Raw genomic sequence first — 14,506 nt, forward strand, 5'->3', positions numbered from 1 at the left:
TTAAAAAAGGTTTTTTAAATTATTTAAATTTAACTTTTTTCAAATTGTTACTTGAAATTCGCTTCCCAATGGAGCTTCTTGATTTGACCATAAAATTATCAATTTCAATTCTTTTAACAATGTCTTTATTTGTCAAAAATTCTACAAATTTGGGACTCAATGAAAAATCGACAAATTCATCATTTTCGCCTAAAAATTCATAAACTTTATCTGTAATAAATTTATCTATTTTAAACCTTTTAACATAATAAAAATTATCAAGCCTGTTAAGATAAATTATTGAAAATATTTGCTCTTTTGAATTATTTATATCATAAACTAAAGCACACACATTCTTTTTATCTATAAATATCTTATCTTCAATATTTTTAAGAACATAACTATTTTCTCTAAAAACCAATATTTTATCATAATAACTAGCATTCCCAATAAATTCACCATCAAAAAGGCTAGTTCCTACAAAACCTTCTGCCAAGTTTAAATAAACTTTCATATTCTTTGTAGCTATTTCTTTTACATTCTTTGATTTAATTAAAGAAATTTTAGTCTTTCTTTGATGCTCTTTAGAATACTTTGCAAGTAATAAATCAATAAAGTTTATTGAATACCCTCTTATTGAAGAAATATTGCTATTTATACTTTTTAATTCTTTATTTAAAATTTTAATATCCTTGGAATTCTTATCAATATCAAAAAGACTTATTTTTCTAATTGGAATTTTAAGCAAATTTTCAACATCTTCTTTTAAAACTTCCCTTGAAAAAGATTCTTTGTACCTTAAAACCTCTGACAATATTATATTTACAATATTTTCTTCTTTAGAAATTGTTTCAAGAAGTTTATAAATCTTTTTTTCAATAAAAATTTGCTCTAGTGTTTTATAAAATATTTTTTCAAGAATCTTGTTTTTTTGCAATTCAAGTTCCATTTTTAAAACTTTTTGAAGATGCGCTGCATGAAACTTGATAAGATCTTTAATGGTATAAACAACGGGATATCTCTCACTAAGCAACAATAAATTAACAGAAATTGATATCTGACAATTTGTATAATGATACAACTTTTCAATAACTTCACTTGCATAAACACCACGAGGCAAAGACAGCTCTATGGCAACATTTTCAGCAGTAAAGTCATTAATGCTTGAAACTTTAATATAATTTTTTCTAATTGCTCTCTCAATCGAAGATATCAAACTCTCAGTAGTCTCACCAAAAGGCAATTCCCTTATTACAATTGTTTTTTCATCTACGGTTTCAATTTTAGCTCTAACTAAAACTTTACCGTTACCATCAGCATATTCATTAACATCAACTATTCCTCCCGTTGGAAAATCAGGATAAATATCGTAACTCTCTCCAAGAAGCTCGCTCTTTACTGCATTTAAAATCTCATTAAAATTATGAGGCAATATTTTAGCTGCCATTCCAACAGCAATCCCCTCACTTCCCTGAATTAAAATAACAGGGATTTTGGCAGGATAAAGCAAAGGTTCATTATTTCTTCCATCATAAGAAGATTCATAAATTGTTATCTCTTTGCTGTAAAGAACATCAAAAGCCAAAGGGGTTAATCTACACTCAATATATCTAGAAGCAGAAGCGGGATCCCCCGTAAATAAATTTCCAAAATTGCCCTGCTTTTCAATAAATAAATCCTTGTTAGCAATATTAACAAGAGATTCATAAATTGATGTATCGCCATGAGGATGGTATTTCATTGTATTACCAACAACATTTGCAACTTTATGAAAGTTGCCATCGTGCATTTCAAAAAGAGAATGTATAATTCTCCTTTGAACTGGTTTAAACCCATCAACAACACTAGCAATAGCACGATCTTTAATAACATAAGATGAATATTGCAAAAAATTATCTTTAAGTACAGTTCTAATATCCATTAAATCAAATTCTCCATAATAAAATTCCGCCTCTCAGGGGTATTTTGGCCCATATAAAAACCCAATTTCTCTTTTATTTCTCTAATATTAAAAAGGTCCACCTTTGTAAGCTTAATGCTATTAATATCAATAAAACCTTTAAATTCATTTGGAGAAATTTCACCAAGGCCTTTAAACCTTGTTACTTCACATCCCCCTTTAAGCTCTAGAATAGCTTTTTGCTTTTCTTCCTCAGAATAACAATAAATCGTGATTTTTTTGTTCCTAACCCTAAAAAGAGGAGTTTCTAAAATATACATATGCCCATTTAAAATTAAATCCTCAAAAAAAGTCAAGAAAAAAGTTAACAACAAATTTCTAATATGAAATCCATCAAAATCTGCATCGGTTGCTATTACAACCTTATTGTACCTTAAATTTTCAATTGATTCTTCAATGCCAAGAGCTACCATCATATTATAAAGCTCTTCATTTTTGTATATTTCAGATTTATTCTTTTCAAACATATTTTGAGGTTTGCCCCTAAGAGAAAATATGGCCTGAGTATAAACATCTCTGCAAGACACCATTGAGCCTGTTGCAGAGTCCCCTTCTGTTAAAAAGATCATGGTTTGTTCTGACTGCTTGCTGCTGTCATTAAAATGAAATTTACAATCCTTAAGTTTAGGAATTTTAAAAGATATTTTTTTTGCTCTTTCTCTTGCCTCTTTTCTTACACTACTTAATTCTTTTCTGAGTCGCTCATTATCAACTACTTTTTTCTCAATCAATTTTGCAAGTATTTTATCTTTATATAAAATTTCAGAAATTATCTTCTGCACTTCCTTTGCAACATTGCCTCTAGTTTCAATATTTCCAAGCTTATTCTTAGTTTGACTTTCAAATATTGGATCTTTAATTTTAACAGAAAGAGTTGCAACAAGCCCTTCCCTAATATCCGTTGAAGAATATGTTTTTTTAAGAAAATCGTTAATAGCCCTTACAAAACCTTCTCTAAAACCAGTCTGATGGGTGCCTCCATCGTTGGTATATTGCCCATTAACAAATGAAAAATAAGTCTCTCCATAATTATTTGTATGAGAAAAAGCAAATTCTAAAGTTTTACTAGAATAATAAACAATATCATAAAGCAAATCATCACTTTTAATTTCTGAATTCAAAAAATCTAAAAGACCATTCTTAGATTCAAAAATTTGATCATTATAGTTTATTATAAGTCCCTTATTCAAACAAGCATAATGGAAAAATCTCCTCTTGAGAAAATCTTCACTATAAGAATATTTTCCAAATATTTCTGAATCTGCTAAAAACTCAACATAAGTACCATCTTTATCAGAAGATTTTATTTCTCTAGATTCCAATAATTTTCCCTTAGAAAACAAAGCTTCAAAAGATTTGCCATTTCTTGTTGATCTTACTAAAAATTTTGAACTTAGGGCATTAACTGCCTTAGTTCCAACCCCATTAAGCCCTACAGAAAATTGAAAAACATCATCATTATACTTAGCTCCAGTGTTAATAACTGAAACACTCTCAATAACTTTTCCAAGAGGAATTCCTCTCCCATAATCCCTAATAGAAATAAGATTATCTTCTTTTTTTATAAAAATTTCATTTCCATAACCCATAATAAACTCATCAATTGAATTGTCTATTATCTCTTTAATTAAAACATAAATACCATCATCAATATTAGAGCCATCTCCCAAGCGTCCAATATACATACCAGATCTTAATCTAATATGTTCAAGAGAAGATAGAGTAATTATTTTACTTTCATCATAATTTTGAGTCTTCATCTAAATCCTTGCTTTATAAATTAAATTTTAATGGTTTAAAGCTTTTTTAATAGTTTCAAGCTTTTTAACTATTTGATCTCTAATAATACTAGCGAGGTTCTCTTTTTCATATTCATTTAATTTTAAAATATCTATCAAAGGATGGACATGAATATAAACAGATAGTCCAGAATTAAAAATAATATTTTTAATAAAAAAGTTATTAGTATTATAAAGAGTAACAGGAAGAATTGATGTTCCTGTCTTTAATGCCATCTTAATTGCACCTTTTTTAAAAACCTTAGTATCCCCCCCCCTATTTCTAGTGCCTTCAGGGAAAATTCCAATAGATCTGCCTTCTCTCATAAACTTTATTGCCTTAGCCTCAGCAGCAGCAGCAGATCTTATGCTCTTTCTATTAACAAAAATAACACCCATAACAATTAAAACAATATTCACAAAAGGAATCCTAAGCAAAGAATGTTTTGCCAATATTACAAATGGACAGGCAAAAGTGCAAATAAAAATTAAAGGATCCATAGCCGCAATATGATTTCCCATTATTACTAAATTGCTTTTTTTAGGAATATTCTCAGATCCCGTAACAATAATTTTAATTCCAGCAAGCCATAAACCAATCTTAATGCAAGCCCGCATCATAATGAAACTAAGTCTAACAACATAACGCTCAAGTAGAAAAATTTTACAAACCAAGTAAACAGGAAATAAAAAAAAAATTAAAATCAAGAAAAACAATAAAACATTAAAATAAGTTATAATACTTCTCAATATTTTCATAAAAACTATTATCCTATTTTTTCTATTCGTTCAAGCTTTAATTTTTGCCCTTTAACTAAGCTTACATCATCTTTTAAAATTTTAATAGGATTTAAAATGATTGTAGAAAATTTCTGCTTTTGAACAACTCTTTCGCTATGCTCAAGAAAAAAAGATTCAATAAGCTTGTAACTACCCATGTCAATCTCATATTCAAGAACAAAATTATTTTTTAAAGGGAAAATATTAAAAATACCATAATAAATTTTATTCTCATCAATATAAGTTAAATGGGGATAAGAAAAGTCGTAAATTTTGTCCTTATACACATAATTCCCACTAGGAATAAAATAAATATCATTGGCCTTTTTTTTAACATTTAAGACATTCTCATCAAATCTCTTAAATGCTCCCGAAAATCCACTATTATCATAAGAATTTGTACTAGTGTCAATTTTGATTTCAATGTTTTCTTTATCTACAATTTTTATCCAAAAGTTGTAAACTATCAAATCCGAAAAAAGGGACTTTGCACTAACATTAAGCGTGTTGTAAGCGGGTTTTGAAATATATTCAATCTTTGCAACTTCTTGAGAATTTTTTCTAAAAAGATTAATCTCACTTGATTGTCTTTCAAAAGACAAAAATAAAACTTTTTCAATATCTCTACCGTGCTTTTTATTATAATCATGAACATCATACCAAACCCCATGCAAAAATCTATAAACTTCATCTTTGCTTAAATTTTTTAAAGTTTTATAAATATTATTATCAATTTTACCAACTTTTTCACTCACAGAAGAAAGATAATACTTGCCCTGAGTATGAGAATATTCATATTTTTCAATCTTGCTGATTATTAAATCTTCCCCCACTTTTTCATACTTTTCTAAAGAAATAGGATAGCTTTCTCTTGATTTGTTTTCTTCATAAGCCGAAGATCTTGCATACTTATTGATAAGAACAGTGCCATTAACTTTGTCAAAAAAGATAGGCCTATAAGAAGAGACATCATTTAAAACAGATTTTTGAAAAACATACAAAACAGATTTATCTTTTAAAAATCCCTGAACAACTATATTAAAATCATAATCGCCTGTAATATCTTCAAGATACATGTTATAAGAATTTTTTGGATCAATATCTATTTGAGTTTTAAAAAGAATCGTTCCAACTTTAACTTTAGGATCAAAGCCAATAATAAACAAATATGCATTAAGATTTGAAAAATTTTGAGCTAAAACTACCTGTTCAAAATACACATCTAAATTTAAATTTTCCTGCTGAACTGCAAGAATCTTATAACCTTTTAAATCTATAATATCTCCAAAAAAATCTTCCATTTTATTAACTTCTAAAGCATTAGAATTTGGATTGTCGACTTTAGAAGAAGATTTTACATCTTTGTTAAAAACAATAAAATCTTTACTTACCTTAGAACAAGCAAAAAATGCAAAAAAAAAGAATAAAAACAAAAATTGATAAAAATAATTATAAAACCGAATTAACGCTTTATCTTTAATCAGAGCAATTACACTAACAACCAAAACCTTTGTCATAATATTCATTTCTTAATTTTGGCTAAAGTTTTGCAAGGCAAAAAACGACTCATTAAAATTATTAACAAAATCTTTTTTATTTAGCAAAAAATCTGTAATCAAGCCACTATTTGCAATGTTAAAATTGTCAAGAAGTTTTTCATTTTTGATCTCTTCTTTGAGTCGATTAGATCTTTTTTTGGCTGAATTGAGAAAAAATAAATAAACTTTTTTATTTGCCACAAAAGGCTTAGACCAAGAATTTTCTTTTAATCCAAAAATAATATCATAAAAAGACTTGCTATTATTAAACTCAACCAACTCTTTTAAAGTATTGGGGTAAATGTTAACATTATAAGACAAATTAACAACTTCTTTTTTTAAGCTAAGCTGATATTTTTCAAGAACTTGGCTTAAACTGCTGAATTTAATATCACCAAGAAAATCATTTAACTTATTTTCCAAATACCCTTCAATAACGCCTGGTTCATAAGTTTCAATGTAATTTTTAACAGAACTAATATCACGATCTGAATTTTTATCAAAATCATGAATATTGCCAAATGCCTTATATATTTGATATTCATTTTTATTTTTAATCTTAATAGGCTTGCTAAATTCACCTTCTCTTAAAGAAAAAATGGAATTTAGATCTTCTTTCTTTTCAACATTAAGATCTAAATCAAAATAATATTTATCCAAAGAAACAACGCCCTTGAAATTAGCTATATCATCTGAATAAAGCTTAGCAAGCTCTTCAAATGGCGTTTTGTTTAATAGCTTATCATAAGCATTCCGAGCATCATTCATATTTTTAAAACGAATAGACGCAAGTGATAAACATTTGAATAAATTTAAATTTTTCTCAGCATAAGATATTGCCTCTTTATCAGAAAAATCCTGATAGGAAAGAGAAAGATATGAAATATGCCTTTCTACAGTACTCATATCTTTAATCAGATCAAAAAGAGAATTGGGAAATATCAAATTACTATTTAAAAAAATTTTCACATTAGAAAACAACATATTTTCTACCATATCATCATAAATTTTAACTTTTTGATAATCAGAAGTTTTATTATATCTTTTAGAACTGAAATTTCCACTGGGGTCTAAATATTCCGGAGATTTAAGTAAATTTTTATTCAGCGTTTCCTTAGAAATGTAAAAATTATATTTTTTTACTAAGTCTAAAAAAGCAACATCTTCAACATATTTCATAAATGCCAAATACCAGGCATTATAATCTGTATTAATATTTTTAGCATTGCCCTGCAATCTAGAATAAAGATTTGAATAATAATTAACATATTTGGCAAACTTACTATCTTTTTTATAGTAAATAGGTTGACCTTTATAAGAACCAAATTTTAAACCAGATGAATGAGCATTATCAAATATCCCTGGAAGTAAAGGCGCAATAATAAATCCGAAAACAATTAAAATAAGAGCAAAAATACCCCACATACCAACTTTTTTTTCTTTAGATTCAAGCTCAAGTAAATCATTTTTGACTTTTTTACTTCTTTTTCGCATAAAACAACCCTTAATAAACAAGCATGCTAATATACTAATAATTTAACTATTAAATTATCACAATTGAAAAATTATTGCAATTGAAATATCTAACTTAAGCTATACGCTTAATTATAGAACTAAAAAATTTTTGCATTTCTAATATAAAAACGAATCTCTCTGGATAAAAAAGGAGAATGAAATCAAAAGTATATGAATATGAATCAAAACAAATTCAACCTTAATATAAATATAACTAAGGATGAACTTTTAAGATTAATAAAAATAGTTTACAACAATTTTGGAATCAATCTCAGCGAAAAAAAAAAGCTACTAATTGAAAGCAGATTATCATCCCTTTTGAAAGTTAAAGGTTTTAAAAATTTTACTGAATACATCAACTTTTTAGAAAAAAGCACTGGAAATATTCAATTAATCGAATTGGTAGACAAAATATCAACAAATCATACCTATTTTTTCAGAGAATCTAAGCATTTTGATTTTTTAAACAATAAAATATTACCCAAACTTACTGAAAAAATATTAAACTCAGAAAACTCAGAAATTAGAATATGGTCAGCAGGCTGCTCAAGCGGTGAAGAGCCTTATACAATTGCAATGATACTAAAAGAATACATGGAACATAATAAAGTAAATTTCAAGGTCAAAATCTTAGCAACAGACATTTCAATTAGCGTCCTAAATGAAGCTAGTGAAGGAATTTATCCTGAAGATCGTATAATAAATTTGCCCAAATATTTAAAAACTAAATATTTAAATCAACTTCAAGATGATAAATTTCAAGTTAAAGAAATTTTAAAAAAAATGGTTTACTTTAAAAAATTAAATTTAATGGATGAGAAATTTCCATTTAGCAAAAAATTTGACCTAATATTTTGCAGAAATGTCATGATCTATTTTGATGAAAAAACTAGAAACAATCTTGCCAATAAATTCTACTCCTATCTTAAAAAGGATTCTTATCTTTTAATTGGACATTCAGAAACAATCAGGGGGAACAAAAATCTTGAATACATAATGCCTGCCACCTATAAAAAGAATTAATGCTTATGAGCATTAATTCTTTTTATAAATTTTCTATTATGTTATGTAAAATTTATTTAACTAAAAGATCTAAAAACAATACTGCTAAGTTAGGTTTACTTTTTCACCTATTCTAATAAAATAGAGCAATTCACCAATTGTTGCTACATGGTCGCCTACTCTTTCTAAAAAACTATTCAAAAATAAAATATTTAAAAGATAATCCAAATTTTCAGGATTTTTTTTCATTGCATCAATAACAATACTTTTCTGCTTTGAAAATAATTTATCTATTATATTGTCATACTTAACTATCTTTAATATTTTGGTAAAATCTCCATCAAAATATGCGTCAAAAATATCAGACAACATTTCTTTAGCTGTATCGGCCATTTCTCTTAAAGGTTTAAAATACAGATTAAGAAAATCAAAATCATCCAAATCTGATTCAAGCAGAAGAACAACCTTTACAATCTTAGTGGCATGATCTGCAATCCTTTCAAGAGAACTTATTATTTTAATAATTGCTAAAATTTCTCTAAGCTCTGTAGCAACAGGATGCTCAGTAGCAATTATTCTTCCACACAAATCTTCAATATCATACTGATAATCATCTATTATTTTTTCATCTTCATTGATTATTTTTTTAGCTAAACTTTTATCTTTAGATTCTAAGGCTATTAAAGAATCATCAATAATCTTAAGCACACATTCTTTCATATCCCAAAGATAATCTTTTATTATTTCAAGTTGTTTAGTAAGCTTTCTCCTTATCATATCATATCTCCTAAAAAAACCGCTTTAAAAACAAATATCTTATCTTGGCTCTCTGATAATAATAACTAAAAGGGTAATTATCAATAACCAATTTATAGTAATACAAGGCCTTTAAAAAATCTTTATACTTGCTCTCAGACTCATAAAGCTTTCCCAACAAATAACTATATTTGTCTGAAAAGTTTGAATTAATATACTTAGGAAAGTAAAGAGAGCTAAAATTTAAAGCAAACTCATGCTCTCCCCTTGTTACTAAGAATTCAAAGATTTCAAGATAAATACTCTCAGAAAAATCTACATTCTTTTCAACTAAATATCTGGCGTTCTCCAAAACCTCTTCTTTAATATTTAATTCTATACCAAGCTTAATTAGATTAAAAACAATGCTTTGAAAGCATCTGTTCTTCAATTTCAAATAATTCTCATAAGACTTTAAATAATCTCTATTTTTATAATAAATTTCCGCCTTCAACAAAATATATTTATCGTCATTAAAATTATACTTATTAAGCAAATCTATTGCTCCCTTATAATCATTTATGTAAGATAAATTCAAAGCCCTGGCAATAACCTCTTTAGCGGTTATTGCATTAATACTGTCCTTTCCAGGTTCAAGACTATTATAACTTTCAACGTTCTTATCCTTGTTAGAGCTGTCACCGCCATGTGGACTTGCAACTTCAAATTTCTTTGTAATTTTCAAGATAATTATTTTATTAAATTCACTTGAATCTTTAACATTTTGATAACTGAAAACCAATTTAATCTTGCCTTCTTTTTTAAAAGTTTGAAAAGTAAAAACAGCACCGTTATCATAAGATTCTCCAATTAACTTAATAAAAGCTTCATTTTCAATGCTTTTAATATAAATCCAAGACTCATCTTTAAAAGAAAGATTAAACTTTGAATTGGTATTTACATTAATATCTACCTCTCTACTACTAAAATCAAGCTCGTATGAATCACCTTGACTTATAAAAGCCGGCTTAGAGCAAACTTCAAAAACAATAAATAGCAAACTTATATAAATCAAATATCTTTTAATCATTTGGAAATTTCTAAAATCTTATCTATTAATTTTTCATTCTCCTTCTCAATATCAACGTTAAATAAATTTTCCTTTTTAATCCAAAGATCCTTGAAAAAATTCTCATCAAGAAATTTATTTTTAATCAACCCATCAACAACTAAATTCTTATTTAAATTTTCATTTAAAAAATCAGGCCTTGGAATAAAAAAATCATCCATATTTAGACATTCATTTAAATCAAAATAAAAATCTTCCATATCAACCAATTTAACTTTAGCATCTAAATTGTCTTCGGCAGATTTGTGAGATTTTTCTAACATTTGTGTTGCATAGAAATAAGTAATGCCCGAAACAACAAAAATTAAAAATATTAAAATTAAAAAATATTTTCTAAAACTAAACTTTCTATATTGCATGTTAATTTCCTTGAATCTAACTTAATTATATATTAAACACCCTGCTTTCACCATTATCAAGTGTAATACCTATCAAATTTTCACCACCCTCAGAAACATATGCATTATGGGTTATCACTAAAAGTTGAATTTTTTTCCCCAATTCTTTTAAAAGTAAAGAAAGTTTTTTGCTATTCTCAAAATCAAGAGCCGCATCAATTTCATCAAGCATGCAAAAACAAGCAGGAGAATAATAATAAAGTGCAAATAAAAAAGCCATACTAACCAAAGTATTCTCACCTCCTGAAAGCATATTATTGTTTTTGATAAACTTGTTTGAAAAATTTATTCTAATCTCAACATTATCGGTATTTTCATTATAAAAAAGATTGGCACTTCCTTTAAAAATTTTTTTAAAAAAATAAGAAAAATTTTTATTAATCTCATCAAATGATTCTCTAAATTTTTTATAAATCTCATTTTTTATTTTTTTTTGGAGCTTTTGTAATGAATATTTTGCAAGCTTCAAATCTTCTACTTGTAAACTTATTTTTTCAAAACGATCTTTAGTTTCATCAAATTCTTTATCAATATTGAAAAATACATAATCACCCAGCTTGATTGCATCTATTTCTTTGCGCAATAACTCTCTGGTTGCAAGATCTTCTTGTAAATCAAATTTATCAGATATTTGATTAGAAATATTGAAATTTTCTATTTCACTCTTAATGCTTGCATTAGAATTTAAAAGAAATTCGTATTCTGTCTGTTTTTTTATATATTCATAATAATTAGTTTTTTTAAAATCATTCAAAAACCTTAAAGAGCTAAAATTTTTCTCCTCAAAAGATTCACTACTGAATTTTGAAACACCAATAAGATTACTTAAATTAAGTTGAATATCGCTCTTTTCTAAATTTAAATTCTCGAGCTTTAAATGCAAATTTTTAAGCTCTTCGTCAAGGCTATTCTTAGATTCAAATAAAAATTCTAAATTACCATCTATAAGTTTGATTTCATCCAAATTTTTAAATTTAGAAAGCTCTATATATTCAAGCTCACCTAATACATCATTTAATTGAAGGGTCTTTTCTTCAATTAATTTCTCGATATTTGCTATCTCCTTGGCAAAATTTGATTTTAAAGCATTTTTTTCTAGCAAAAATTTTTTCAAATTAACATTTTGATCGAAAATAGGCTCAATTTTATCCCTCAATAAAGCCAAAAGATTCTCATCTTTGCTTATATACTTGATTAAATTTACTCTAATCTCTTTAATATATTTTATACTCAATGATTCTTCAAAAAGTTTAAGAGAGTCTAATATATTCTCTTTTAATAAAATAAACTCTTCTGATTTGGCACTCCTTAATACAGATACAATTAGATCAACGAGTTCAAAGAAACTTTTAGTATACCTATTAATCTCGTCACTTAAAGAAAAAAAATCATTTTTCTTTTCTTTAAGCAAACTATTTAATTGATATAAATTTTTATTTATGGAATTTTTTTTCTCTTCGGCCTCAGATTTGCTCTTGACAAACTTATCTTCCAAATTCATCTTTAACGTCTTTTCTTGTTCTAATTTTTGAATTTTAATCTCTAACCCAAGAATTTTAGACTTCATAAACTCAAGATCCTTTTCTAATTCTTGAATATTATTAATAACATTTTTTTCTCTAAATGAATAAAATTCTAACTTTTCCTTAAAACTAGAAGACAAAAATTTACTCAACCCGTCTAAATTCAATTCGCTTTTTAAGACATTAAGATCAAAATTAATATTGAAAAGCTTTTTTAATATTATTGTTTTTTCTAAAGCTTCTAATTTTTGACTTAAATCTTGATGTTTTTTTCTCAAAAAGTAAGCATTTTTTATGTTATCGTACTTTTGCCTTAAATTTTCTTGCAAGGACAACAAAGATGATAAATTTTGATTAGATTGCTTAAAATTTTTTAAGGCCTCTTCTTGTTCAATTTTTAAAACATCTATTCCACTTGCCTGTTCAATTAAAGATTTGAGATTTACATTTCTTTCCAAAGAAATGTCTTCAACCTTGCCTTGAGTTATAAACATATAAGGTGATTTTTTAAACTTAAACCTGTTCAAAAGTCTATTATAATCTTGAAAATTCAAAACTTTATTATTAAAATAATATTCACTTGATCCGTCCTTATAAAGACGCCTGCGAATATAAAAATCACCTTCAAATTCCTTTAAAGTCGCTTTTTCAGAGTTAATGTTGCTAAAAAAAAGGGTTATTTCTGCAAAATTTGATTTTCCTAATTTTGAAACTGAAATTAAATCAGAAATATCATCAACCCTTAAAAATTTTAAATTATCTTCTCCCATACAAAAACGCACAGCATCAATAAGATTGCTCTTCCCACATCCATTAGGGCCCACAATAAAACTCAAATTTTCACCTATTTCAAACTCTTGTCTATTTAAAAAAGATTTAAACCCTAAGAGCACTATTTTTTTTAAAACCAAACTAACTCCTAATTAAAATTAAAAACCAATTACTGATAAATCTACAATTTCATATTATAATAAATAAAAATATTTTAAAAAAAGGTCAATTATGATTTGCGGAATAGATGAAGTTGGAAGGGGCTGTATTTTTGGCCCTATTCTAAGTGCTGCTGTAGTTTTCAAAAAAAAACCTAACTTTATAAAAGAATTAGATGATTCTAAAAAACTAAAAAAAGAAAAAAGAGAGTACCTATCATCATTAATACTTGAAAACTCATATTATGCATTTGCTGAAATTTCAAATATAATAATAGAAAAAATAAATATTCACAACGCATCCCTACTTGCAATGCAAACTGCATATGAAAACCTAAAATTAAATTGCAGCTTAGTACTTGTAGATGGCAAATTTGTTCCCAAAATAACAGCAAAAAATGTTAAAGCAATAATTAAAGGGGATTCAATAATAGATGAAATAAAAGCCGCTTCAATTATTGCTAAAGTTAAAAGAGACAAACTAATGGATGAATACGATAAATTTTATCCATTATATTTCCTCAAAAAAAACAAAGGATACCCCACAAAAGAACATAAAAATGCAATAAAGAAATATGGGGTTTTAAGCCTTCATAGAAAAAATTTTAAACTAATTTAAAAAAATAAAAATAATAAAATTTAATAATCCTTCTTTTTAAATCGACCGCCTGATAAATGAGATTTCTTATCAAATCTAGAATCGTCTAATTTAGATCTCTCTCCATATTCACCATACCCTTTATTATGCCTTGCAGAAGAACCACCGGGTTCTGCGGATACTTTCTGCTTAATAACCGCTATTGCCTTAAGCAAATTGGATTCAAACTCACTTATATTCTCTTCATATACAAAAATAGAATGTCTTTCAAAATCTCCACTTGAACTTCTTTTACTCTCCACAATATTTAAAAAATAATCTCCTTTTCTATTTTCCTTGACATTAAAAAAATAAGTTCTCTCAGACTCTGTAAATAGTTTCTCAGAGTATACTTCCCCTCTCTCTCCCATCAATTTCCTCCACACAAGTTTTTGTACTTGACTACATTTAAGTTAAATTAATTGTACTTATTTAAAAAAAAAATTGCTAGCCAAAAATAACATTACAATAAATCTTATTGACATAAATTGATTTTTTTTATATAAGTAAATTATTGTATTGCGTCCTTCGTATAATGGCTATTACCTTAGCCTTCCAAGCTAATGATGTCGGTTCGATTCCGATAGGACGCTTTAAATACTG

Annotated in this window: 12 protein-coding genes and 1 tRNA gene; 3 read left to right on the forward strand and 10 right to left on the reverse strand. The window is 26.7% G+C overall.

Annotated features, from left to right (window positions below; all coding sequences use genetic code 11):
• Positions 1-19: 19 nt before the first annotated feature.
• From BBIDN127_RS00175 to BBIDN127_RS00195, 5 genes are read right to left on the reverse strand one after another with little or no spacing between them, the layout of a single operon-like run.
• The gene (locus BBIDN127_RS00175) at positions 20-1,900 is read right to left on the reverse strand and encodes a DNA topoisomerase IV subunit A (protein ID WP_014023295.1); all 1,881 of its coding nucleotides are present in this window, start codon (positions 1,898-1,900) and stop codon (positions 20-22) included.
• Positions 1,900-3,699, reverse strand: a complete 1,800-nt coding sequence (locus tag BBIDN127_RS00180) for a DNA topoisomerase IV subunit B (protein ID WP_014023296.1) — start codon at positions 3,697-3,699, stop codon at positions 1,900-1,902. Before BBIDN127_RS00180 ends, BBIDN127_RS00175 begins: the two co-directional genes overlap by 1 nt.
• Positions 3,700-3,726: 27 nt before the next feature.
• A complete protein-coding gene (locus tag BBIDN127_RS00185; RefSeq protein ID WP_014023297.1) occupies positions 3,727-4,476 on the reverse strand; it encodes a 1-acyl-sn-glycerol-3-phosphate acyltransferase in 750 nt (249 codons plus the stop codon).
• Between the two features lie 8 nt (positions 4,477-4,484).
• Positions 4,485-6,014 (reverse strand): pallilysin-related adhesin, encoded by a 1,530-nt coding sequence (locus BBIDN127_RS00190; protein ID WP_014023298.1) that lies wholly within the window; start codon positions 6,012-6,014, stop codon positions 4,485-4,487.
• Positions 6,015-6,026: 12 nt separating this feature from the next.
• Positions 6,027-7,529 carry a peptidylprolyl isomerase gene (locus BBIDN127_RS00195; RefSeq protein WP_014023299.1) on the reverse strand — a complete coding sequence of 501 codons (1,503 nt, stop codon included), beginning with the start codon at positions 7,527-7,529 and terminating at the stop codon, positions 6,027-6,029.
• A 192-nt stretch (positions 7,530-7,721) separates the two neighbouring features.
• Between BBIDN127_RS00195 and BBIDN127_RS00200 the strand changes: the two genes are divergently transcribed.
• Positions 7,722-8,573, forward strand: coding sequence for a protein-glutamate O-methyltransferase (locus BBIDN127_RS00200; protein WP_094248952.1), 852 nt, complete (start codon positions 7,722-7,724; stop codon positions 8,571-8,573).
• 84 nt (positions 8,574-8,657) lie between these two features.
• Here the strand turns inward: BBIDN127_RS00200 and phoU are convergent, their stop codons facing one another.
• From phoU to BBIDN127_RS00220, 4 genes are read right to left on the reverse strand one after another with little or no spacing between them, the layout of a single operon-like run.
• Positions 8,658-9,329 carry a phosphate signaling complex protein PhoU gene (gene phoU / locus BBIDN127_RS00205; protein WP_014023301.1) on the reverse strand — a complete coding sequence of 224 codons (672 nt, stop codon included), beginning with the start codon at positions 9,327-9,329 and terminating at the stop codon, positions 8,658-8,660.
• 10 nt (positions 9,330-9,339) lie between these two features.
• On the reverse strand, positions 9,340-10,377 hold the full coding sequence (locus BBIDN127_RS00210; protein WP_014023302.1) for a hypothetical protein: 1,038 nt from the start codon (positions 10,375-10,377) through the stop codon (positions 9,340-9,342).
• Positions 10,374-10,775 (reverse strand): hypothetical protein, encoded by a 402-nt coding sequence (locus BBIDN127_RS00215; RefSeq protein WP_014023303.1) that lies wholly within the window; start codon positions 10,773-10,775, stop codon positions 10,374-10,376. The genes BBIDN127_RS00210 and BBIDN127_RS00215 overlap by 4 nt, the downstream gene beginning before the upstream one ends.
• Before the next feature lie 25 nt (positions 10,776-10,800).
• Complete coding sequence (locus BBIDN127_RS00220; RefSeq protein WP_014023304.1) at positions 10,801-13,248, reverse strand: chromosome segregation SMC family protein; 2,448 nt, start codon at positions 13,246-13,248, stop codon at positions 10,801-10,803.
• Between the two features lie 91 nt (positions 13,249-13,339).
• Between BBIDN127_RS00220 and BBIDN127_RS00225 the strand changes: the two genes are divergently transcribed.
• The gene (locus BBIDN127_RS00225) at positions 13,340-13,885 is read left to right on the forward strand and encodes a ribonuclease HII (protein ID WP_014023305.1); all 546 of its coding nucleotides are present in this window, start codon (positions 13,340-13,342) and stop codon (positions 13,883-13,885) included.
• Between the two features lie 20 nt (positions 13,886-13,905).
• Here the strand turns inward: BBIDN127_RS00225 and bpuR are convergent, their stop codons facing one another.
• Positions 13,906-14,274, reverse strand: coding sequence for a transcriptional regulator BpuR (gene bpuR, locus BBIDN127_RS00230; protein ID WP_014023306.1), 369 nt, complete (start codon positions 14,272-14,274; stop codon positions 13,906-13,908).
• Between the two features lie 150 nt (positions 14,275-14,424).
• On the opposite strand from bpuR, the gene BBIDN127_RS00235 reads away from it, so the two are divergent.
• Positions 14,425-14,496, forward strand: a tRNA-Gly gene (locus BBIDN127_RS00235).
• The last annotated feature ends 10 nt before the right edge of the window (positions 14,497-14,506 follow it).

Origin of the sequence: Borreliella bissettiae DN127, assembly GCF_000222305.1 — a bacterium.
GTDB classification, from domain to species: domain Bacteria; phylum Spirochaetota; class Spirochaetia; order Borreliales; family Borreliaceae; genus Borreliella; species Borreliella carolinensis.

Coding starts and splice junctions, on each gene's coding strand:
- BBIDN127_RS00175 (WP_014023295.1), bottom strand. CDS start 1,900: ATGGATATTAGAACTGTACTTAAAGATAATTTTTTGCAATATTCATCT.
- BBIDN127_RS00180 (WP_014023296.1), bottom strand. CDS start 3,699: ATGAAGACTCAAAATTATGATGAAAGTAAAATAATTACTCTATCTTCT.
- BBIDN127_RS00185 (WP_014023297.1), bottom strand. CDS start 4,476: ATGAAAATATTGAGAAGTATTATAACTTATTTTAATGTTTTATTGTTT.
- BBIDN127_RS00190 (WP_014023298.1), bottom strand. CDS start 6,014: ATGACAAAGGTTTTGGTTGTTAGTGTAATTGCTCTGATTAAAGATAAA.
- BBIDN127_RS00195 (WP_014023299.1), bottom strand. CDS start 7,529: ATGCGAAAAAGAAGTAAAAAAGTCAAAAATGATTTACTTGAGCTTGAA.
- BBIDN127_RS00200 (WP_094248952.1), top strand. CDS start 7,722: ATGAATATGAATCAAAACAAATTCAACCTTAATATAAATATAACTAAG.
- phoU (WP_014023301.1), bottom strand. CDS start 9,329: ATGATAAGGAGAAAGCTTACTAAACAACTTGAAATAATAAAAGATTAT.
- BBIDN127_RS00210 (WP_014023302.1), bottom strand. CDS start 10,377: ATGATTAAAAGATATTTGATTTATATAAGTTTGCTATTTATTGTTTTT.
- BBIDN127_RS00215 (WP_014023303.1), bottom strand. CDS start 10,775: ATGCAATATAGAAAGTTTAGTTTTAGAAAATATTTTTTAATTTTAATA.
- BBIDN127_RS00225 (WP_014023305.1), top strand. CDS start 13,340: ATGATTTGCGGAATAGATGAAGTTGGAAGGGGCTGTATTTTTGGCCCT.
- bpuR (WP_014023306.1), bottom strand. CDS start 14,274: ATGGGAGAGAGAGGGGAAGTATACTCTGAGAAACTATTTACAGAGTCT.